A 20,573-nucleotide genomic window follows, 5' to 3' on the forward strand; every position below is an offset into this window, starting at 1 on the left:
GCCGGACGCCTCAGCGCCGGCCGGGTCCCGGCTTGGCCTTGCCAGGGCCGGCCTTTCCGGAACCTGCCTTGCCCGCCTTCGCACGGCCCGGCGCGGATCTCCCCGGCCGGCCCGCGAACCCGGAGGGCGCGCCGCGGCGCTGGGGGCCACCCCCGCGCGGACCCTTTACATAGGAGCCTTCGCTCAGAAGCTCAAACCGCAGCGCTCCGGCCACCGGCGCGGCCTCCACCAGCTTGACCTCCACCCGGTCGCCGATGCGGTGCATCTCGCCGGTACGGTCTCCCACCAGCGCCTGCCGCACTTCGTCGTACCGGTAATAGTCCTGGCCCAGGGTTGAGGCGGGAATGAAGCCGTCCGCCCCGGTGATGTCGAGCGCGACGAAGAGTCCCGCCTTGGTCGCCCCGGTGATGCGGGCGTTGAAGGTGGCGCCGATCTGGTCCGCCAGATGATGGGCGATGAGCCGGTCCACCGTCTCCCGCTCCGCCGCCATGGCGCGACGTTCCGTAACGGAAATGGCAGCCGCCACCTCGCCGAGGCTCTCGACGGTCGCGTCTTCCGGCAGCCCGTCCTTGCCCACACCCAGCGCCCGCACGAGGCCGCGATGGACGATGAGGTCCGCATAGCGGCGGATGGGCGAGGTGAAATGCGCGTAGCGGCGGAGATTCAGGCCGAAATGGCCGTAATTCTCGGAGGCATATTCCGCCTGGCTCTGGCTGCGCAGGATCACCTGATTCACCAGCGGGGCGGCGTCCGTGTCCTTCACCTCGTCCAGGATGCGGTTGAAGTGGGAGGGGCGCACCTGGTCTGTCTTGGGCAGGCCGATGTCCAGCGTCTTCAGGAAGTCGCGCAGGGCCGAGAGCTTGGCCAGCGTCGGGCCGTCATGGACGCGGTAGATGAGGGGGGTCTTCTTCTCCTCCAGCGTCTCGGCGGCGGCGACGTTGGCGAGGATCATGAATTCCTCGATGAGCCGGTGAGCATCGAGGCGCTCCGGCACCACCACCCGGTCCACCGTGCCGTCGGGCTTGAGGATGATCTTGCGCTCGGGCAAATCGAGATCGAGCGGCTGGCGGGCGTCGCGGGCCTTCTTCACGCAGGCATAGGCCGCATAGAGCGGCTTGAGCACGCCCTCCACCAGCGGATCGGTGATGTCGTCGGTGCGGCCTTCGATGGCGTTCTGCGCCTGCGCATAGGCGAGCTTGCCGGCCGAGCGCATGAGGATACGGTGGAAGCTGTGGCTGCGCTTGCGCCCATCCGCGCCGATGACGAGGCGCACCGCCAGCGCCGGCCGGTCCTCGCTGGGGCGCAGGGAGCACAGGTCGTTGGAGATGCGCTCCGGCAGCATGGGCACGACGCGATCGGGGAAATAGACCGAATTGCCGCGAATGAGCGCCTCGCGGTCCAGCGCCGTGCCGGGACGCACATAGGCCGAGACGTCGGCAATGGCGACGGTGACGATATAGCCGCCATCCTCGTCCGCCGCCGCATGCACGGCGTCGTCATGGTCCTTGGCGTCGGGCGGGTCGATGGTGACGAGGGGCAGGTCGCGCCAGTCCTCGCGGCCGCGCACGGTGATCTGCTTCGCCGCCTCGGCTTCCTTCACCACCACGTCCGGGAAGGCGTTGGGGATGCCGTGGGCGTGGATGGCGATGAGGCTCACCGCCTTCTCGGAGTTCAGCGAGCCGAGCTTTTCCTTCACCCGCGCGGTGGGCAGGCCGAACACGCGCTGGCGCATCAATTCGACGGTGACGAGATCGCCGTCCTGCGCCTCATGCTCGGCGCCGGGGGGCACCTGCAATTCGCGGCCGAGCTGCTTCTTGTCGATGGGGATGATGCGCCCGCCGCCGCCCTGCGGGGCCGCGCGGAAGATGCCCATGGTCTGCTTGCGGGCCTTCTCCAGCACCTTGATGACGCGGCCCACATGGGGGACCGCATGCTCGATGGAGCCTTCCACGATGCGCAGCAGCACCCGGTCCGCCAGTCCCGGCGCGGGGCCGGAGGCGCGGCGCGGCACCTGGACGAGAATGGGCGGCGCCTCGCCCTGGGCCTCGGAGTCCCATTCCACCGGAATGGCCACCAGCTCGCCGTCGCCGTCGCGGGAGACGATGTCGGCCAGCACCACCGCCGGCAGCGCGCCGGGCACATGCAGGCGCCGCCGCTCGCGGCTCACCGTGCCTTCTTCCGAGAGGTCGCGCAGCAGCTGCTTCAGTTCCACCTTCTGCGCCGGCGAGAGGCCGAAGGCGCGGGCAATCTCGCGTTTGCCCACCTCGCCGTTCTGGGAGGCGATGAAGGCCAGCACCTGCGCCTTTGTCGGCATCTCGCCGGTGGCCAGCGGCGCAACGGCAAGCGCCGCCGCCTCATGGGCCGCGGCGGCCTGCTTGCGCGCGGCACGGGATTTCGTCGCGCGCAGCGGCTTTTCCGCGCGCGATGTCTTGTCTGCGCGCGCTATCCTGGCGGCGTGGCCGTCCTTGCTGGAATGGCGGGTGGGCGGCTTGGTGGGGCGCTTCGGCAATGGGTCTTTCCGGTTTCCTGCGGACGCTACCCGGAACACGCCCCGGCCGCCAGTGGTGGGTTTCCGTGGGGCTGCGGCCCCCGGGCCTCAAGCACTCCGTTGCCCGGACAAGCGACGGCGCAGCGGGAGCGCCGATCCGGAGTCCAGCGCAATCATATCCGCTTGTCATCGCCCGGCTGGTCCGGGCGATCCACCGAGCCGCTGGAGCAATGTCCGAAGGATTTTCCGGGCCGAACCGTGGATCGCCCGGACCAGCCGGGCGATGACGGCTACGCGGGAACTCTTGCGCTGGGCCTCGGATCAGCGCTTCGGCTGCGCTTCGTGCGTCCGGAGCGCGAGAGCGGGGCGGGCCGCTCGCCCCCCCTCTCCCCTTGCGGGAGAGGGGTTGGGGGTGAGGGGGCCGGTGCCGCCATCCCGGTGGCTGAGCGGGGGGAGACGCACCCCTCACCCCAGCCCTCTCCCGCAAGGGGAGAGGGGGCTTGGCCGGTTCGTGTGGGAGGCACATGCACTCCATTCGGTGCACCGCACCTTCGCTCAGCGGCCGGGAAGGGTTCCCTTGAGTACCGGCTGGGGCTAGAACGGCTTGTGTCCCGCGCGATGCCGTTTTCCCCCGCAAGAACTGCCCCATGAACCCCGGCCTCCTGCCCGCGGTCGCATGTGCGCGCCTTCTGGCGTGGCTCGGTCGGCGGAGCGCGCCGGCGGTGGCGGTGAGCGTGTTCATCGGGCTGGCCGTGCCGCCGTTCGCGGCGCTGGCGAAGCCGCTGGTGGTGCCCACCATCCTCGCGCTGCTGGTGCTGGCATTCGTGCGCACCTCCATGGCCGGGGCCTTCACCGCACGTCGTGCAGGCATCGCAGTGCTGGCCTGCGCCTGGGTCATGCTGGTGCTGCCGCTGGCGATGGGGCTGGCGACGCGGCTTCTGGGCGAGCCCAACGCCATCGTCCTCGCCCTCATCATGCAGGCCTCGGCCCCGCCCATCATGTCCGCCCCCGCCTTCGCGGCCCTGCTCGGCCTCGATGCCCGGCTGGTGCTCGTGACCATGCTCGGCGGCATGGCGCTGACGCCGCTCACCGCGCCGGGGCTGGTGTTCCACTTCTCCGGCGGCGCGCTGGCGCTCGATCCGCTGGCGCTGGCGCTGCGGATCGCCGCGGTGGTGGGCGGGACGATGGGGGCCGGCCTCCTCATTCGTCGGCTCTTGGGCCTGAAATGGGTGGAAGCCATTTCCGCCCATCTCGACGGGCTCAACGTGGTGCTGCTGGGCCTTCTTGCCGTGGGGCTGATGGACGGCGTGACCCACGCCTTCCTCGACCAGCCCGCCTTCATGGCGGGGCTGGTGGCGCTGGCTTTCTGCGTCTCGCTGCTGGGCTTCGGCGCGACCGCGCTCGTCTTCCGCGCCGTCGATCCGGGCGATGCGATGATGCTCGGCTTCTGCGGCGGCCATCGCAACATGGCGGTGGTGATCGCCGCCACCGGCGCTGTCCTGCCGCACGAGACTTGGCTTTACGTTGCGGCAGCGCAATTCCCCATCTACCTCCTGCCGGTGGTGATGCTGCCGCTGGCGCGGCGTGTGAGCGCCGCCGGCCGCCGCAAGGCGTGACCCGCGCGGCTACCCCCCGCCGCCGTCATCTGCTAGACGAGCCGCCTGCCTGACATTTTGACGAGCACCGCCCCATGATCCCGCGTTACAGCCGGCCGGAAATGGCCTCCATCTGGTCCCCCGAGGCCCGCTTCCGCATCTGGTTCGAGATCGAGGCCCATGCTGCCGACGCCATGGCCGAGCTTGGCATCGTCCCGAAGGAGGCCGCAGCCAAGATCTGGGAGCTGGGCGGCAAGGCCGAGTTCGACGTGGAGCGCATCGACGCCATCGAGCGCGAGGTGAAGCACGATGTCATCGCCTTCCTCACTCACCTCGCCGAGTTCGTGGGGCCGGAAGCGCGCTTCGTCCATCAGGGCATGACCTCGTCCGACGTGCTGGACACCTGCCTCGCCGTGCAGCTCGCCCGGGCCGCCGACCTGCTCATCGCCGACGTGGACAAGCTGCTGGCGGTGCTCGAACGCCGGGCGTTCGAGTTCAAGCTGACGCCCACGGTGGGTCGCTCTCACGGCATCCATGCCGAGCCGACCACCTTCGGCGTGAAGCTCGCCATCGCGGCGGCCGAGTTCCAGCGTTCGCGCGCCCGCCTCGTGGCGGCGCGGGAGGAGATCGCCACCTGCGCCATCTCCGGCGCGGTGGGCACCTTCGCCCATATCGATCCGGCCGTTGAGGCCCATGTGGCGGAAAAGATGGGGCTGAAGGTGGAGACGGTCTCCACCCAGGTCATCCCGCGCGACCGGCACGCCATGTTCTTCGCCGTGCTCGGCGTGGTTGCCTCCTCCGCGGAGCGCCTCGCCACCGAGGTGCGGCATCTCCAGCGCACCGAGGTGCTGGAGGCGGAGGAGTATTTCTCCCCCGAGCAGAAGGGCTCCTCGGCCATGCCGCACAAGCGCAACCCGGTGCTCACCGAGAACCTCACCGGCCTTGCCCGCATGGTGCGCGCCTATGTGACCCCGGCGCTGGAGAATGTGGCCCTGTGGCACGAGCGGGACATCTCCCACTCCTCCGTCGAGCGCATGATCGGCCCCGACTCCACCGTGACGCTGGACTTCGCTTTGTCGCGCCTCACCGGCGTGATGGACAAGCTGGTCGTCCATACCGACAACATGCAGAAGAACATGGACAAGCTGGGTGGTCTCATCCACTCCCAGCGCGTGCTGCTGGCCCTCACCCAGAAGGGCGCCAGCCGCGAAGACAGCTATCGCCTCGTGCAGCGCAACGCCATGCGCGTCTGGCGCGGCGAGGGCGACTTCCGCACCTTCCTTCTGGAAGACGCGGATGTGCGCAAGTACCTGTCCGAGGAGGACATCAACGAGAAGTTCGACCTCGGCTACCACTTCAAGAACGTGGACAACATCTTCAAGCGGGTGTTCGGCCGGGCTTGAGGGAGCGCGCAAAGAGGGCGTGCAGGGCACGCCCCTGAGCCCCGGACAAGCGACGGCGATAGCCGGAGCGCTGATCCGGGGCCCAGCGCAAGGGTCCGCCGAAGGCGCTTCGTGATCTGAGGCTCTCGGGAGTTGACCGCTTCGCGGGCGTGCTTGCGCTGGGTCCCGGCTCTCCTTCCGCTGCCGCTCCAGTCGGCCGGGATGCGAGATTGGCTCCCACGCGAGCACGCGGCGCCGGCACAAGAACCGCCGTCATGGCCGGGCTTGTCCCGGAAGTCGGCTGTTGCCGACTTCCGTCCCCAAGAACGAAACCCGCAAACATGCGGGTTTCGGCCATCCACGTGGTGCGGCCGGGAAAAAGTCTGCGGACGGGAGCGCCATCGGCCCGACGTGGATACCCGGGACAAGCCCGGGCATGACGTTAAGAGCTGAGCGAAAGCGCCGTTGCCCATAAGGGCGGCGGAACGCGCCCGACACGCCCCCTACCAGTCCGCGCCACCCGCCCCCAGCCGCTGCACCGGCAGCCCCTCACCCTCCAGCGCCTTCTGGATCAGCTCCGCGTGCGCCTGGTCGCGCGTTTCCACCGTGAGGTCGAGGCGGGTGCCCTTGGCGGGGACGTCGAGGAAGGTGCGGCGGTGGTGCACCTCAAGGATGTTGGCGCCGAGCTTGCCGAGCAGGGTGGCGATGCGGCCCAGCATGCCCGGCCGGTCGAGGATGGTGAGGCGGAAGGAGACGATGCGCTCTTCCCGCTCCAGCTCGCGCAGCAAGATGCCGGCGATCATGCGCGGGTCGATGTTGCCGCCGGAGACCACGAGGCCCACCGTCTTGCCCTTGAAGCGCTCCGGCTCGGCGATGAGGGCGGCGAGGCCCGCGGCGCCGGCGCCTTCGGCCAGTGTCTTCTGGTGCATGAGGAAGGCGTTCACCGCCCGCTCCAGCGCGGTTTCGTCCACCAGCACCACATGGGGCACGAGGCGCCGCACGATCTGCGCGGTGATCTCCCCCACATTGCGCACGGCGATGCCCTCGGCCAGCGTGGGGCCGCCGCAGGGGCGGGCCTCACCGGTCATGGCGGTCCACATGGCGGGATAGAGCTGGGTCTCGACGCCCACCACCTGCGTGGCGGGCGAGCGGCCGGCGAAGGCCACGGCCATGCCGGCGATGAGCCCGCCGCCGCCGATGGGCACCAGCACAGCGTCGAAGGCCGGCCCGTCCTCGATCATCTCCAGCGCCACCGAGCCCTGGCCGGCGATCACGTCCACATCGTCATAGGGGTGGACGAAGACGCGGCCCTGCGCCTTGGAGATGCGCTCAGCCTCCTCATAGGCGTCGGCCACCGTCTCGCCGAACAGCACCACCTCGGCGCCGAAGGCCTCGGTGGCGGCCACCTTCACCTGCGGCGTCGTCTCCGGCATCACGATGAGGGTGGAGATGCCGAGCCGCGTGCCGTGATAGGCCACCGCCTGCGCGTGGTTGCCGGCCGACATGGCCACGGCGCCGCGCCGCGCCTCCTCCGGCGTGAGGCGCGAGAGCTTCACCAGCGCGCCGCGTTCCTTGAAGGAGGCGGTGGCCTGAAGGTTCTCGTACTTCACATAGACCTCGGCGCCGGTGAAGGCGGAGAGGCGCGGGGCGCGCAAGGTCGGCGTGCGCAGCACCGAGGCGCGCACCAGCGGCCACGCGCCCTCCACGTCCGCCAGCGTGACGGGCAGGTCCTTTTCCCGGTCGATTTCCAGCGCCGTCGCGGGCACGGTCATAAGTCTTCTCCCGCGAGGGGCCTCAGCCCCGTTCGGCCAGAGCCTGCGCCACGCGCGGCGCGAAATAGGTGAGGATGCCGTCGGCGCCGGCGCGCTTGAAGGCGAGCAGGCTCTCCGGAATGATGCGGTCGCCGTCCACCCAGCCGTTGCGGATGGCGCCCTCGATCATCGCGTATTCGCCGGACACCTGATAGGCGAAGGTCGGCAGGCCGAAGGTCTCCTTCAGCCGCCACACGATGTCGAGATAGGGCAGGCCGGGCTTCACCATCAACATGTCTGCGCCTTCCTCCACATCGAGGGCGGCCTCGCGGATGGCTTCCAGCCCGTTGCCGGGGTCCATCTGGTAGGTGCGCTTGTCGCCCGAGAGGGTCTTGGCGGTGCCGATGGCGTCGCGGAACGGGCCGTAGAAGGCGGAGGCGTACTTCGCCGCATAGGACATGATCTGCACGTCCTCGAAGCCGTTGGCGTCGAGACCGGCGCGGATGGCGCCGACGCGGCCGTCCATCATGTCCGAGGGGGCGATGACGTCCGCCCCGGCCTCGGCCTGCACCAGCGCCTGACGCACGAGGAGTTCCACCGTCTCGTCATTGAGGATGCGGCCATCCTCCAGCAGGCCGTCATGGCCGTGGCTGGTGAAGGGGTCGAGCGCCACGTCGGTGATGAGGCCGAGGTTGGGGATCTCGGCCTTGATGGCGCGCAGGGTCTGGCAGACGAGGTTGTTGTCGTTCAGCGCCTCGCTGCCGGTGGGGTCGCGGCGGGAGGGATCGATATAGGGGAAAATGGCGAGGGCCGGGATCTTCAGCTTGGCCGCCATCTCGGCCGCGCGCACCGCTTCGTCCACCGTCAGGCGCTCGACGCCGGGCATGGAGGGAATGGGGGTGCGGGTGGCCTGGCCGTTCATCACGAAGATCGGCCAGATCAAATCGTCGACCGTCAGCGTCGCCTCGCGCACCAGCCGGCGCGCCCAGTCCGTCTTCCGGTTCCGCCGGGGGCGGTGGACGAGGCCGAGCCGGCTGGCGGTGGCCTCGGCTTCGGAAACGGCATGCAGGCGGGGCTGGGAGAGGGGCATGATGCGCTCGTTCTTCGTTCGCCCGCGAACGGGCACCGAGCGGACCTTATAGACCCCCGGCCTGCCGCCCGCGAGTGGCGCGCGGCAGAGGGTCACGGCAAGTTCAGCGTGTGCGCCGCCGCACGGCCCAAGGTGCGCCCGCGCACAACCACGGTGCGCCGGCCCGCGTTGACGCTCCCTCCGGCCGCGTCTAACCCTGCCGGCGGGCGTTCGCCGCTCAGCGGCGGCAAGGGAGGGATGAATGACCACGGAGCCTGAAGTCCTGCTGGAGGTGAAGGGCGAAGCCGGTGTCATCACCCTCAACCGTCCGAAGGCGCTCAATGCGCTGAACCTCTCCATGGTGCGCGAGATTCTGCCGCGCCTGCGGCAATGGGCGCAGGACCCGGCCGTCACCCGCGTGGTCATCAAGGCGGCGGGCGAGAAGGCCTTCTGCGCCGGCGGCGACGTGCGCACGCTCTATGACCTCGGCCGCGCCGGCAACACCGCCGAATCGCTCGCCTTCTGGCGCGAGGAATATGTCCTCAACGACTATATCGGCAGCTTCCCCAAGCCCTATGTGGCGCTCATCGACGGCATCTGCATGGGCGGCGGCTTCGGCCTCTCGGCCCATGGCGCGCATCGCGTGGCGGGCGACAAATATCTGTTCGCCATGCCGGAGGTGAATATCGGCCTGTTTCCGGATGTGGGCGGCACCCATGTGCTGCCGCGCCTGCCCGGCGCGTTCGGCGTGTTCCTGGCGCTGACCGGCACACGCATCCGCGCCGCCGAGGCCTTCGCCTGCGGCCTTGCGACCGACGTGGTGCCGAGCGCCGCCTTCCCGGCGCTGGAAGAGGCGCTGTGCGCGGGCGGCGACGTGGAGCGCATCATCGCCGATCACCGCATCGAGCCCGGCCCCGGCGCCTTCGCCGACCGGGCCGACTTCATCGCCGACGCCTTCGGGCGGGGCCATCTCGCCGGCATCCTCGGCGCGCTGCAGGCGGCGGCGGAGGGCGAGGGACCCCATGCGGCGTTCGCCACCACGCTCCTCACCGACATCGCCGGCAAGTCGCCCACCAGCCTCTCCATCACCATGGAGCAGATGCGGCGCGGGCCGGCCCTCGACCTTGGGGACTGTCTGAAGCTGGAATTCCGGGTGGTGAACCGCGTCGCGGCGGGGCATGATTTCTACGAAGGGGTGCGCGCGGTCCTCGTCGATCGCGACAACGCGCCCCAATGGCGGCCGGCGACCCTCGCGGAGGTGGACCCGGCCGTCATCGCGGCGCATTTCGATCCCATACCCGACGAACTGGAACTTCTGGCCCCCGGCACATGAGTCATTACGATCCCATCGACGCCAGCGCCCGCGCCCAATGGGAAAATCTCTCGCCCTGGCGGCGGCGGCTGTTCCTGTTCCTGCGCGGGGTCGCGGCCTTCCTGCTGCTGGAAGGCATCATCCACTGGGCCGTCATCCTCGGCATCGGCGACGGGCCGGCGAGCCGGTTCGAGGCCATGCCCATGGCCGCGCAGGCGGCGGTGATCTGGGCGGCGATCATCGATCCCATCGCCGGCGTCGGGCTGTGGCTGCGGGCCGGCTGGGCGATCGTGCTGTGGCTCCTGGCGACGCTGACGCAGGTGGTGCTCGGCATCTGGGCGCCGGCCGGCATGACGCGGCTGATGCTGTTCACGCTGGTGGAGCTGGCGCTGGTGGTGGCCTATGCCGTTCTCTCCATCCGCGCCGCGCGGGAGAGCGACCAGGACTGAGCGTCCGGACCTGACGCATTTCCTTCACGCAAACGGTATTCCTTGCGCCGGCAAATGCTGTGACGGAGGCGGGAATGGACGAAGCGCTCTGGAACGAGATGGACGGCTTCATCGTCGAGAAGCTGCTGCCGGCGGACCCGGTGCTCGACGCCGTGCTGGCCGCGTCGGAGGCCGCCGGCCTTCCGGCCATCAGCGTCTCGGCGGCGCAGGGGCAGATGCTCCACATCTTCGCCCGCATGATGGGTGCGCGGCGCATCCTCGAAATCGGCACGCTCGGCGGCTACAGCACGCTCTTCCTCGCCCGCGCGCTGCCTGAGGGCGGCACGGTGGTGACGCTGGAGGCGGACGCCCACCATGCCGAGGTCGCCCGCGCCAATTTCGCCCGCGCGGGACTGTCTGACCACATCGACCTGCGGGTCGGCCCGGCCATCGAGACGCTGCCGGTGCTGGAGGCGGAAGGGGCGGGGCCGTTCGACCTCATCTTCATCGACGCCGACAAGCCGAGCAATCCCGCCTATCTCGACTGGGCGCTGCGCCTGTCGCGGCCGGGCACGCTCATCGTCTGCGACAACGTGGTGCGCGCCGGGCGGGTGCTCGATGCGGCGAGCACGGACGCCTCGGTCATCGGCATCCGCCGCACCTACGAGATCGCGGGCGCAGAGCCCCGCCTCACCGCCACGGCGGTGCAGACCGTCGGCGCCAAGGGCTATGACGGGTTTGCGCTGCTGCTGGTGGAGTGAGGGCGGGAGCCGTTTCTCGTCGCCCTTACGCTCTCGCCTGACCTATCCGGCCGTCATGCCCGGGCTTGTCCCGGGCATCCACGTGGTGAGGCTGGGGATAGTCATCCGACCAATGCGCGGTCGGCCCGACGTGGATGGCCGGGACAAGCCCGGGCATGACGGCGCGACTGGGTGAAGGAGCACCGTGCCCGCCCTTTCGAGCGGATGTCCGGACGAGCGCTTTACGACCAGCTGCCGAGATACGCCAGCGTTGCGATGACGAGGATGATCGCCACGATGATCCAGTGGCGGGCGGCGAATTTGTGCAGGATCATGGGGCTCGTCAGTCGTCGTTGGAGGCGTTGAGGTCCTGGGCGCGGATGCCTTCGTCCCTGGGGACGATCTGCACGCCCATGCTGCCGCCGTTCAGGAAGGCGATGCCTTCGGCCTCCAGCGTGGCGCAGAGGCGGGTGCGTGTGGAGGAGAGGGCTTCCAGCGTGACGGCATCCTGCTCCACCACTTTCACGGTGTCGGCGGTCACGCCGGTGCGCTCGGCCAGATCCTTGCGCGACCAGCCGAGCAGGGCGCGGCCGGCCTTGATCTGGCGGCCGTTGACCATGGAATGCGGCACGAAATCCTCCCGTCGTTGGGACCGGAAGATGGCACGCTGTCCCGCCCGCCACAATGCACGGGCAGCGGCAGGCTTAACGCGGGCGCCTCAGAACTTTTCCACCCAGGGCCGCAGGTCCAGCTCGCAGGTCCAGGCCGAGCGGTGCTGGCGGTGGACGGCAAGATAGCTCTCGGCGATGGCGTCGGGATCGAGCCACTTGTCCGCCGGCCCCGGCTCCCCCGCCGTCGCCCAGGACGAGGCGATGCCGCCGTCGAGGATGAAGTGGGCCACATGGATGCCGCGCGGCCCGAGTTCCCGGGCAAGGCCCTGGGCCAGCGCGCGCAAAGCGAACTTGGCCATGGAGAAGGGCACCGAGTGGGGCATGGCCTTCACGCTGGCGGTGGCGCCGGTGAAGAAGAGCGAGCCCTTGCCCCGCGCCAGCATCCGCCGTGCCGCCGCCTGCGCGGTGAGGAAGCCGGCGAAGGCGCCGACGGAATAGGCGTCCATCACGTCGGCCGGGTCCAGCACTTCCACCGGGCCGCGATAGCGCATGGCGGCGTTGAACACGACGAGGTCGGGCGGGCCGAAGGCCTTTTCCACTTCGGCGAATATGCCCTCGATGGCGGCCGCATCCTGGGCATCGGCCGCCCAGGCGCGGGCGCCGGTCTCGGCGATGAGGGGCGCGAGCTTCTCCACGTCGCGCGCCACGAGGGCGATGCGGAAGCCCTCGCGGGCGAGCCGGCGGGCGAGGGAGGCGGACAGCCCCTTGCCTGCGCCGACGATGATGGCGGTCTGGGCGGCGGTCTCATCTGTCACGGGTCGAACTCCGGCTTCGGCCGCACCCCGGCAATGCACCCGGCGCGGCGCCTCGACTGATTATTGGGGCGGGCTGCGGCGCTCTCAGGGCGCGGCGAACAGGGGCTCTATGCCTTCCGTGTCGATATAGACGACGCCATCTTCCACCTTCACCGGATATTCCGCGAGCGCGCTTTCCTGCGGCTCGACGGGGGCGCCGGAATTCAGGTCCCAGGTCCAGTGATGGAGCGGGCAGGTGAGGACGGTGCCGTCGAACTCGGCCTCGTTGAGCGGCGTGTTCGAATGGGGACAGACGCCCTGGAAGGCACGGATCTCCCCATTGTCGGGCCAGGCGAGGACGATGAGGTGACTGTCGGCGATCACCAGCCGCATGCCGCCTTCGGCAACGGTTTCCGCTTTGCAGACGCGCGTGAACATCTTCAAAAACTCGATCGGCTAAGAATGGGCGGATCATCGCGCGTTGCGGTGCAAGAGGAAAGAGCCAACCGCGCCGCCGCCTCTGCCGCGGTGCGAAAGCGGCATGGCCAAAGCGCGCGAAATCTGTGAAGCTGTAGGTGCTTATTCATCGGGAGCGTTTTGCTCCGTTCGCGTGCCTGTCTCCTTTCGCCTGCCCCTTTGCCTTTCACCTTTGCCTCTGGACGTTCTTTCATGATCCTGCCCGAAAACAGCCGGCTGAAGCCGTTCCTCCTCCAGCGCCGCGACCAGCTCGCCAAGGCTAAGGCCCGCCGCTCGCTGGGCCAGATCCAGGGCAAGGTGGGCGAGATGCCCATGACGCGCGGCTTCCACGGCGCGCTGGCCGCCGCCTTCCGGGCCACCGGCAAGCCCGGCATCATCTGCGAGCTGAAGGGCGGATCACCGTTCGAGCCGGCGCTGAAGACCATGGTGCCGTACAAGGCGCTGGCCGAGGATTTCGAGGCGGTGGGCGCGGCGGCCCTTTCGGTGGCGGTGGAGCGGCAGTCCTTCCGCGGCTCCTATTCGGACCTCGCCACCGTGCGCGGCGCGGTGGACCTCACCATCCTCGCGCAGGACATCATCTACGACGTCTACCAGATCCTGGAGGCGCGCCTCGCCGGGGCGGATGCGGTGGTGCTGTCGGCTGCGCTGCTCGGGCCGGACCTTGCCGCCTATCGCGAGCGCGCATCCTCCATCGCCCTCGACGTGCTGGTTCAGGTGCATACCCCGGCGGACGTGGAAACGGCGCTGGCGGCGGGGGCGGATTTCATCTGCGTCACCAACCGCAACATCCACACCTTCGAGCTTGTGCCCGGCACCTGCGAGGCGCTGATCCCGCTCATCCCGCCAGAGAAGGCGTTCGTGGTGGCGGAAGGCGGCCTCGGCACCGCCGAGGATCGCGCGCGGCTCGGCGCGGCCGGCGCCAAGGCGCTGATGATGGGCACCGCCCTGATGGGGGATGAAGACCCCGCCGGAGTGCTGGAGAAAGTGCTCGGCATCGAGACGGTAGGCTGACGGACGCCTCCCCGCCATCTGGCCCGCTTCCTGCTTGGGAGAGACCGGCGCGTGCTCCGGGCGACGGCGGAAGCGCGGCGCCGCAGCACGTCGGCAGCGGCTTGCGCGTGGTCTTTCAAGGACTTGCGCCGGACGCGCGGACGTGCCCCCGGAACAGGACAGGAGGCTCGGCGTGCCGCTCTACAATTTCCATTGTCCCGATTGCGACAAGGAGTTCGAACTCCTCATCTCGTCGTCCGACACGCCCGTCTGCCCCTCGTGCGGCAGCACCCGCGCCGAGCAGATGGTGTCGCGCATCGCGCCCGACCAGAAGCTGAAGGCGGTGGCCAAGGCGTGGCGCGCCCAGGCGACGAAGGAAGGCCACACCAGCAATTTCGGCAGCGGCGGCCCCAAGCGCTGACGCCGGAGGTCAGAAGGACGGGCGGGCGATCCCGAAGAGGCGGCCGGGGCACGGTAAATGCTTCAGGCTTCTCCATCTGGATCGTTGGCCGAAACCCGCCGGGATCGAGGGCGGCCGGAAGGCGGTCCATGCTCTCGCCCCGGGTGCCCCCTATGACCCAGCAGCCTTCCGCCCAGAAGTTCGCCGCAGCGCCGTTCGCGCTCGCCCTCGATAGCGACGGCGATTACGTCTCGCCGGCCCATCTGCGGACGCCGTTCCGTTCCTTCCTCGTGAGCTGCGATCGCGGCGTCTACTGGCTCCGCATGCCGGGCGGCGCCGGGAAGACCCAGTTCGTGCGCGGCATCATCGCGCGCCGGACGGGCAAGGAAGGCAGCCTGGAGGGGATCGACAGCGCCATCTCCAGCGGTGCCCGCGCCATCGCGGCGGGCCTCACGGCGCAGGCGAGCCCCGCCGCGCTCGTGGAGGCCCTGAAGGCGGCCTTCGAGGCTGAGCACGGCCTGCCCGCGCCCGAGGCTTCGGGCGCATCGGAAAGCCCGGAGGCCTTTGCCGGCTGGCTCGCGGCCCTCGCCGTCGTGGCGGCAGGGCAGGGGGCGAAGCGTCTCGTCGTGTGCATCGACGGGATCGAGGCGGCGGACGACCTCACCCTCTCTCTCCTGCCGGCCGCGGCGGCACTGCCGGGGGGCGTCGTTCTTCTGCTCACGTCCCGCCCCACCGCGGACTGGCCGGCGGAGCCCTTAGCAGCCGCGGCGGAGCGGTTCGCTCCGGGGCCGGGGGTGGTCATCCATGAGATCGGCCTCGCCGATGCCGAATACGTGGGCTGGTTGCGCCGCCTGTTCGTGGAGCGGCTCCGGCCGCTGCTGCGGAGCCGGGCGAATGCGCTGCTGCTGTCGTTGATGGAAACCCGCGCCAGCTACGAGCGCGGCGGCCGCGATGCGCGCCTCACGGCCGATCCCGTGCTGCGCGACGGATTGAAGGACGACTGGAAGAGGCTGACCAACAAGTTCCCGCGCTATTCCGGCCAGCAGCTTCCCGTGGAGCCGCTGGCGCCGGTGCTCGATACGTTCGACAAGCTTTGGGTGGACACGCTCGCCAGGAGCGAAGGCCGCGCCGACCGCTTCTTCCTCATGGTGCGCCATCTCGCGGCGGGTGGCCTCGCCGTGGAAGCGGTGTCGGACCTGCCCGAAGGGGAGGCGCTGGACGCCCGCCTTGCCGCCCTCGGCTGACCGCGCGGCTGACGCCGCCGGGGCGGGAAGCTGGGCCGGGCCGCTGTCACAAAACTGTAAAGACAGGGTGGGAAGAGGAGCCGGATAACCCGGAACCGCATTGGTTCCGGGTGCACGGCCCAGCGAACCACGGCGGACCGCCATGAAACTCGAATCCACTCCGCTCGATTCCGGGCAGATCCTCGTTTCCCTCGCCGGCCGCATGGACATCGCCGGCGCCGCGGAAATCGAGAACACCTTCAGCGCCCTGGTGAGCCACGCCCATGTGGCCCTGGTGGACATGGCGGGCGTGACCTTCCTCGCCTCCATCGGCATCCGGCTGATCCTCGCCAACGCCAAGTCGCTGCACAAGCGCGGCGGCACGCTGGTGCTGTTCAACTGCGATCCGCAGGTGGAGCGTGTGCTGCTCACGACCGGTGTCAACGAACTCACCGAGATCGTCGCCACCCGCGCCGATGCCGACCGCTTCCTGGTGCCCGCGGCCGGCTGAGCGCCGCCGGGGCTTAACCTTGGGGAATACTTCGCCGCCCGGCTGAGACATCATCAGCCGGGCGGCCTTGCTTTGTGCCGCCCGTGCCCGGTGCGTGCAGTGCAAGGTGCTGCACTGCAAGGTGAATGCCTGAGGGGCAAGGCCGTCCCGCCGGCTGGGGGGCGGCAGTATTCGTGGCGCCGCAACGGAATGACGTCCCCCTGGTTGAGCCCTGATGGTTGCTCGCTCGCCGGTCGGCTGCGCAGATTGGAGAAGGTCGAAACGACCTTGCGCAAGGTGCAAATCTATCGGACATAGAGATAAATCCGGCAGACACCGCCGCATTTTCTGCCGAGCGGCGCCATCTGCGGCTCTGCGGTGGAGCAACGTTTCTGGACCGCGTTCCAGGGAGGCATCGCCATTTCTCGCCCGTCCGGCCGTCACGTCCACCGTTCGCTCCTGGCCGGGCTCGGCGCGCTCGCGCTCCTGGTGGCCGGGCTCGTAGGCGTCTTCGTCTATGCCGGCATGAAGCAGGACGAGAAGGCGGGGATGCGCGAGCGGCTGGCGCTGCTCGCCGCGCTCCACGCCCACGAGGAACTCATCCAGCAGGCCATGGCGACCTCGGAGGACGAGCGGCAGGTGCTCGGCCAGCTCGCCAGCGGCGACATCGCGCGCCTGCACGAGCGCTTCGGGCGGCGGCTGAACGACGGGTTCGGGCTGGAGTTCGTCTACATCATCGATGCCAAGGGGAACCTGCTCTATTCGTCCGAGAACGGGAAGACGGGGGAGCAGAAGGCCTTTGCGTGGATCCGCCCGGCCATCACGCGGGCGCTGGCGGAGGGCCGCGCCGGCCGTGCCGGCCTCGTCGCCAGCAAGGACGGCGCGGGCATTCTCGTGGTGCGCCCCTTCTCGGAGCGCGCGGACGACATCAAGGCCCCGCAGCCGCTGGCGGCGGTGACGGTGGACCTGCTGGACGATTCGCTGCTGCAAAGCCTCGCCGCGCCCGCCCACCTGCACGACGTGCAGCTGCGCACCGGCCGTACCGCCACAAACCATCCTGACCGCGTCGGCACTGCGGTCCCCAATCTCTTCGACGGCACCGAAGCGGAACTGGCCTGGCGCGGCGCACAGCCCGGCCGGAGCCTGCTGCGCAATGCCCTGCCGGCGCTCGCGGTGCTCACCACGCTGCTCTCCGTAACCTTCCTCGTCATGATGTTCCGCGCGCTGCGGGTCGCTGCGGCGCTGGCCGCGAGCGAGGCGCAGGCCCGCGAGATGGCCTCCCGCGACTACCTCACCGGCCTCTTCAACCGCGGCTATTTCATCGAGGCGCTGGAATCCGCCCTTGCCGGCCGCGCCCCCGACGCGCGGCTGGTGCTGCTGTTCATCGACCTCGACGACTTCAAGCTCATCAATGACACCGCCGGCCACGGCGCGGGCGACCTGCTGCTGAAGGCGGTGGCGACCCGCGTTGCCCTGACCATCGGCGATCGCGGCGTGGTGGGGCGGTTCGGCGGGGATGAGTTCGTCGCGTTCTTTCCGGCCGCGAACGCGGGCGAGATCGACGTGCTGCTCGATCGCCTTCAGGCGGCGCTGAGGCCTCCGGTGCCGGACGGAGCCGGCGAACTGCGCGTCTCCGCCTCCATCGGCGTCGCCGAGGCGCCGCAGGATGCCGCCACGGCCAGCGATCTCATGCGCCGGGCGGACATCGCCCTCTATCGGGCGAAGGACAGCGGCGGCGATACCCTCTGCCGCTTCGAGACCCAGCTCGAGAGCGAGCGCAACGCCCGCCGCGAGATCGAGACCGCCCTCGGCGGGGCACTGGAGCGGGGCGAGCTGGTCATCACCTACCAGCCGCAGGTGGACGTGGCGAGCGGGCGCGTGGTCGGCTTCGAGACCCTGCTGCGGTGGGACCACCCCAAGCTCGGCCGCCTGCTGCCGGCCCAGTTCATCGCCATGGCCGAGGAGATGCACATCATCGGCGGGCTCGACCTGTATGGCCTGCGCCGCGCCTGCATGGAGGCCGCGGCGCTGCCGGGCATGTCCATCTCGGTCAACATCGCGCCCTCCACTATGCGATCGGCGGATTTCGCCCAGCAGATCGGCGCCATCCTCAAGGAGACGGGCTTCGATCCCGCACGGCTGGAGATCGAGGTGCCGGAAACCATCGTGCTCAACAGCTCGGCGGAGCTGAGCCGCACGTTCGAGGCGCTGCGGGAGCAGGGGGTCGGCGTCGCGCTCGACGATTACGGCACCGGCTATGCCTCCCTGCACCATGTCAGCCGCTTTCCCGTCACCCGCATCAAGATCGACCGCTCCTTCATGCTGAAGGCCTGCAGCGATCCGGACGTCGCAGCGGTGATCGAGCACAAGCTCAAGCTCGCCCAGTCGCTGCGCATCAACGTGACGGCGGAAGGGGTGGAGACGCGGGAGCAGCTGCGCTTCCTGCGCGAGATCGGCATGCCGACCGCGCAAGGCTACCTGTTCGCCCCGCCGCTGCCCATCGCCGCCGCCATCGACATGCTGCGCCGGCAGGATGAGGCGCTGCCGGACGGGATGTTGCGGGCCAAGGCGGGCGGCGCGGGGTAGGTCCAGTCTTTCCGTGAGATAAGACAATTTTCTTTACAAGAAACATATGCGCGCTGTAAGCACCACAGCTGCGGCGTTCCGGCATGCTTTTGCTCTTGCCTCAGCCGCCCCGCCTGCCGACAAGGACGGGGAATTGCCGAACAGCGAGCGGAGCCGCGCCGCCCAGCGCCGGGCTCCCGATGATTTCTGGGGGTGCTTCGTGATCGAGACCAAACCCATCGACGGCAAGGCCTTCGCGGCCGGCCTGCGCGCCCGCATCGCCGAGGAGGTCGCCGGCCTCAAGGCCAGCGCCGGCCTCACCCCCGGCCTCGCCGTGGTTCTGGTGGGCGAGGACCCCGCCAGCCAGGTCTATGTGCGCAACAAGGCGGCCCAGACGGCCGAGGCCGGCATGGCCTCCTTCGAATACAAGCTCGCCGCCGACACCCCGGAGGCGGACGTTCTCGCCCTGGTGGCGAAGCTGAACGCCGATCCTGCCGTGCATGGCATCCTCGTCCAGCTGCCGCTGCCGGCGCAAATCGACGCCAACAAGGTCATCGCCGCCATCGATCCCGCCAAGGATGTGGACGGCTTTCATGTGGTGAATGCCGGTCGCCTCGCGGTGGGCCTCGACGCGCTGGTGCCCTGCACGCCGCTCGGCTGCATCATGCTGCTCAAGCACCACCTCGGCAGCCTGTCCGGGCTCAAGGCGGTGGTGGTCGGCCGCTCGAACATCGTCGGCAAGCCGGCGGCGCAGCTGCTGCTGAAGGAAGACTGCACCGTCACCATCGCCCATTCCCGCACCCGCGACCTGCCGGCCGAATGCCGCACGGCGGACATCCTGGTGGCGGCGGTGGGCCGGCCGGAAATGGTGCGGGGCGACTGGATCAAGCCCGGCGCCACGGTGATCGACGTGGGTATCAACCGGGTGCCGAAGGACGACGGCAAGACCCGCCTCGTGGGCGACGTGGCCTATGCGGAAGCGCAGGGCATCGCCGGCCTCATCACCCCGGTTCCGGGCGGTGTCGGACCCATGACCATCGCCTGCCTGCTGCAGAACACGCTGACGGCGGCCAAGCGGCAGAAGGGCCTCGCCTGAGACTCGCAAGCAAAAACCGGCGGCGTCGTGCCGCCGGTTTTTGGCCGGGCAAGGTGATTTAGAGCAGCCCGAAGGCCAAGGCGGCCAGTGCTGCGAGCGGCGGAAGCCATGCGAGCGCAACGCCCACATCGGGCCGGCCGCGCCGCCAGAACCAGAGACCGAGCGCAGGCGGAATGACGAAGGTCGCCACCGCACCGGCCCATCCCATCACGGCGTGAATCTCGCCGCGCGCACCTTCCGGCCCGCCGAAGACGAAGCCGGAAATGGCGATGAGCAGGATGACGACGCCGGCATCCGCCAGCAGTCCGAAGGCCATGGCGACCTTGAGCCCCCAGCCCGCCGCTGGCGGCGGCGGGAGTGGGGTGGGCGGCAGGGCCGCCTCAGGTGCCGATGGCGGTGCGCTCACGCGGCCAGAATCAGCCGATGGCGCGGTCGCGGATGGCGACGCCCTTCTCTTCCAGCAGGGGGATCAGCTCGCCCGACTGGAACATCTCGCGGACGATGTCGCAGCCGCCCACGAACTCGCCCTTGATGTAGAGCTGGGGAATGGTCGGCCAGTTGGCGTAGTCCTTGATGCCCTGGCGGATCATGTCGTTCTCGAGCACGTTCACGCCCTTGAAGGGGACGCCCACGTGGTCGAGAATCTGCACCACCTGGCCGGAGAAGCCGCACTGCGGGAACTGCGGCGTGCCCTTCATGAACAGCACCACATCGCCGGACTTCACGATGGCGTCGATATCGTCACGAATGCCCATGGTCTCAAATCCAATGTCTGCGGCCAGAACAGCGGCCTTCCGCCCATAAAGATCGGCCCAAGCGGCCCAAAGCGCAAGGGCACCGGGGGCGACACGCTTGCACAGGCGCGTGTTGGGACGCCCCAATGGTGCGGCGCACGCGAGGCGCGGGGAGGGGAGGAGGCCCGCCTATTCGGCGGGCGCGGAGGTCTGCAGGGCGAGCGCGTGCAGCACGCCGCCCATGTTCCCCTTGAGGGCGGCATAGACCATCTGGTGCTGCTGCACCCGGCTCTTGCCGCGGAACGAGGCCGAGACGATGCGGGCGGCGTAGTGGTCGCCATCCCCGGCCAGATCCTCGATCACCACGGTCGCGTCGGGCAGCGCATCCTTGATGAGCTGCTCGATGTCGCGGGCATTCATGGGCATGG

At 69.5% G+C, this 20,573-nt stretch carries 20 protein-coding genes; 11 read left to right on the plus strand and 9 right to left on the minus strand.

From position 1 onward, the window contains the following. Positions 1 to 10 precede the first annotated feature (10 nt). Entirely contained in the window at positions 11 to 2,314 is a 2,304-nt protein-coding gene (rnr, locus tag V5F74_RS13705) for a ribonuclease R (protein ID WP_394008922.1), read from the minus strand. An 821-nt stretch (positions 2,315 to 3,135) separates the two neighbouring features. Between rnr and V5F74_RS13710 the strand changes: the two genes are divergently transcribed. Both V5F74_RS13710 and purB read left to right on the plus strand, forming a co-directional pair. Beyond that, a complete protein-coding gene (locus tag V5F74_RS13710; protein WP_394008582.1) occupies positions 3,136 to 4,104 on the plus strand; it encodes a Na+-dependent transporter in 969 nt (322 codons plus the stop codon). 74 nt (positions 4,105 to 4,178) lie between these two features. Further along, positions 4,179 to 5,486: an adenylosuccinate lyase gene (gene purB / locus V5F74_RS13715; RefSeq protein ID WP_394008584.1), complete on the plus strand. Its 1,308-nt coding sequence runs from the start codon at positions 4,179 to 4,181 to the stop codon at positions 5,484 to 5,486. Between the two features lie 482 nt (positions 5,487 to 5,968). Here purB and V5F74_RS13720 read toward each other — a convergent pair whose 3' ends face one another. Both V5F74_RS13720 and hemB read right to left on the minus strand, forming a co-directional pair. Further along, positions 5,969 to 7,237 (minus strand): threonine ammonia-lyase, encoded by a 1,269-nt coding sequence (locus tag V5F74_RS13720; protein ID WP_394008586.1) that lies wholly within the window; start codon positions 7,235 to 7,237, stop codon positions 5,969 to 5,971. 22 nt (positions 7,238 to 7,259) lie between these two features. Continuing rightward, positions 7,260 to 8,306 (minus strand): porphobilinogen synthase, encoded by a 1,047-nt coding sequence (gene hemB / locus V5F74_RS13725; protein ID WP_394008588.1) that lies wholly within the window; start codon positions 8,304 to 8,306, stop codon positions 7,260 to 7,262. Positions 8,307 to 8,547: 241 nt separating this feature from the next. On the opposite strand from hemB, the gene V5F74_RS13730 reads away from it, so the two are divergent. From V5F74_RS13730 to V5F74_RS13740, 3 genes are all read left to right on the plus strand, one after another. Then, a complete protein-coding gene (locus V5F74_RS13730) occupies positions 8,548 to 9,618 on the plus strand; it encodes an enoyl-CoA hydratase/isomerase family protein (RefSeq protein ID WP_394008590.1) in 1,071 nt (356 codons plus the stop codon). Further along, the gene (locus V5F74_RS13735; protein ID WP_024278796.1) at positions 9,615 to 10,046 is read left to right on the plus strand and encodes a DUF6163 family protein; all 432 of its coding nucleotides are present in this window, start codon (positions 9,615 to 9,617) and stop codon (positions 10,044 to 10,046) included. Before V5F74_RS13730 ends, V5F74_RS13735 begins: the two co-directional genes overlap by 4 nt. A 74-nt stretch (positions 10,047 to 10,120) precedes the next feature. Further along, positions 10,121 to 10,786, plus strand: a complete 666-nt coding sequence (locus V5F74_RS13740; protein WP_394008592.1) for an O-methyltransferase — start codon at positions 10,121 to 10,123, stop codon at positions 10,784 to 10,786. 322 nt (positions 10,787 to 11,108) lie between these two features. Here V5F74_RS13740 and V5F74_RS13745 read toward each other — a convergent pair whose 3' ends face one another. The 3 genes from V5F74_RS13745 to V5F74_RS13755 form a co-directional block, all read right to left on the minus strand. Beyond that, positions 11,109 to 11,396 (minus strand): helix-turn-helix domain-containing protein, encoded by a 288-nt coding sequence (locus tag V5F74_RS13745; RefSeq protein ID WP_051679276.1) that lies wholly within the window; start codon positions 11,394 to 11,396, stop codon positions 11,109 to 11,111. Positions 11,397 to 11,483: 87 nt separating this feature from the next. Continuing rightward, positions 11,484 to 12,191 (minus strand): SDR family NAD(P)-dependent oxidoreductase, encoded by a 708-nt coding sequence (locus V5F74_RS13750; RefSeq protein WP_394008594.1) that lies wholly within the window; start codon positions 12,189 to 12,191, stop codon positions 11,484 to 11,486. Between the two features lie 84 nt (positions 12,192 to 12,275). Further along, positions 12,276 to 12,608 carry a Rieske 2Fe-2S domain-containing protein gene (locus tag V5F74_RS13755; RefSeq protein WP_024278800.1) on the minus strand — a complete coding sequence of 111 codons (333 nt, stop codon included), beginning with the start codon at positions 12,606 to 12,608 and terminating at the stop codon, positions 12,276 to 12,278. 231 nt (positions 12,609 to 12,839) lie between these two features. Between V5F74_RS13755 and V5F74_RS13760 the strand changes: the two genes are divergently transcribed. The 6 genes from V5F74_RS13760 to folD all read left to right on the plus strand — a co-directional run bounded on the left by V5F74_RS13760 (position 12,840) and on the right by folD (position 19,411). After that, on the plus strand, positions 12,840 to 13,658 hold the full coding sequence (locus tag V5F74_RS13760) for an indole-3-glycerol phosphate synthase TrpC (RefSeq protein WP_029558723.1): 819 nt from the start codon (positions 12,840 to 12,842) through the stop codon (positions 13,656 to 13,658). Between the two features lie 142 nt (positions 13,659 to 13,800). Next, positions 13,801 to 14,058 (plus strand): FmdB family zinc ribbon protein, encoded by a 258-nt coding sequence (locus tag V5F74_RS13765; RefSeq protein ID WP_394008596.1) that lies wholly within the window; start codon positions 13,801 to 13,803, stop codon positions 14,056 to 14,058. Positions 14,059 to 14,210: 152 nt separating this feature from the next. Continuing rightward, the gene (locus V5F74_RS13770; protein ID WP_394008598.1) at positions 14,211 to 15,281 is read left to right on the plus strand and encodes a hypothetical protein; all 1,071 of its coding nucleotides are present in this window, start codon (positions 14,211 to 14,213) and stop codon (positions 15,279 to 15,281) included. Positions 15,282 to 15,423: 142 nt separating this feature from the next. Further along, entirely contained in the window at positions 15,424 to 15,771 is a 348-nt protein-coding gene (locus tag V5F74_RS13775) for an STAS domain-containing protein (protein WP_024278804.1), read from the plus strand. 357 nt (positions 15,772 to 16,128) lie between these two features. Then, entirely contained in the window at positions 16,129 to 18,336 is a 2,208-nt protein-coding gene (locus V5F74_RS13780; protein ID WP_394008601.1) for a putative bifunctional diguanylate cyclase/phosphodiesterase, read from the plus strand. A 202-nt stretch (positions 18,337 to 18,538) separates the two neighbouring features. Continuing rightward, positions 18,539 to 19,411 carry a bifunctional methylenetetrahydrofolate dehydrogenase/methenyltetrahydrofolate cyclohydrolase FolD gene (gene folD / locus V5F74_RS13785; RefSeq protein ID WP_394008924.1) on the plus strand — a complete coding sequence of 291 codons (873 nt, stop codon included), beginning with the start codon at positions 18,539 to 18,541 and terminating at the stop codon, positions 19,409 to 19,411. A 58-nt stretch (positions 19,412 to 19,469) separates the two neighbouring features. Here the strand turns inward: folD and V5F74_RS13790 are convergent, their stop codons facing one another. The 3 genes from V5F74_RS13790 to V5F74_RS13800 form a co-directional block, all read right to left on the minus strand. Further along, the gene (locus V5F74_RS13790; RefSeq protein WP_394008603.1) at positions 19,470 to 19,817 is read right to left on the minus strand and encodes a hypothetical protein; all 348 of its coding nucleotides are present in this window, start codon (positions 19,815 to 19,817) and stop codon (positions 19,470 to 19,472) included. A 10-nt stretch (positions 19,818 to 19,827) separates the two neighbouring features. Further along, positions 19,828 to 20,166 (minus strand): Grx4 family monothiol glutaredoxin, encoded by a 339-nt coding sequence (grxD, locus tag V5F74_RS13795; RefSeq protein WP_024278808.1) that lies wholly within the window; start codon positions 20,164 to 20,166, stop codon positions 19,828 to 19,830. A 168-nt stretch (positions 20,167 to 20,334) separates the two neighbouring features. After that, the gene (locus V5F74_RS13800; protein ID WP_024278809.1) at positions 20,335 to 20,571 is read right to left on the minus strand and encodes a BolA family protein; all 237 of its coding nucleotides are present in this window, start codon (positions 20,569 to 20,571) and stop codon (positions 20,335 to 20,337) included. Positions 20,572 to 20,573 lie beyond the last annotated feature (2 nt).

It is taken from the genome of Xanthobacter aminoxidans (genome assembly GCF_043193615.1).
GTDB lineage: Bacteria > Pseudomonadota > Alphaproteobacteria > Rhizobiales > Xanthobacteraceae > Xanthobacter > Xanthobacter aminoxidans.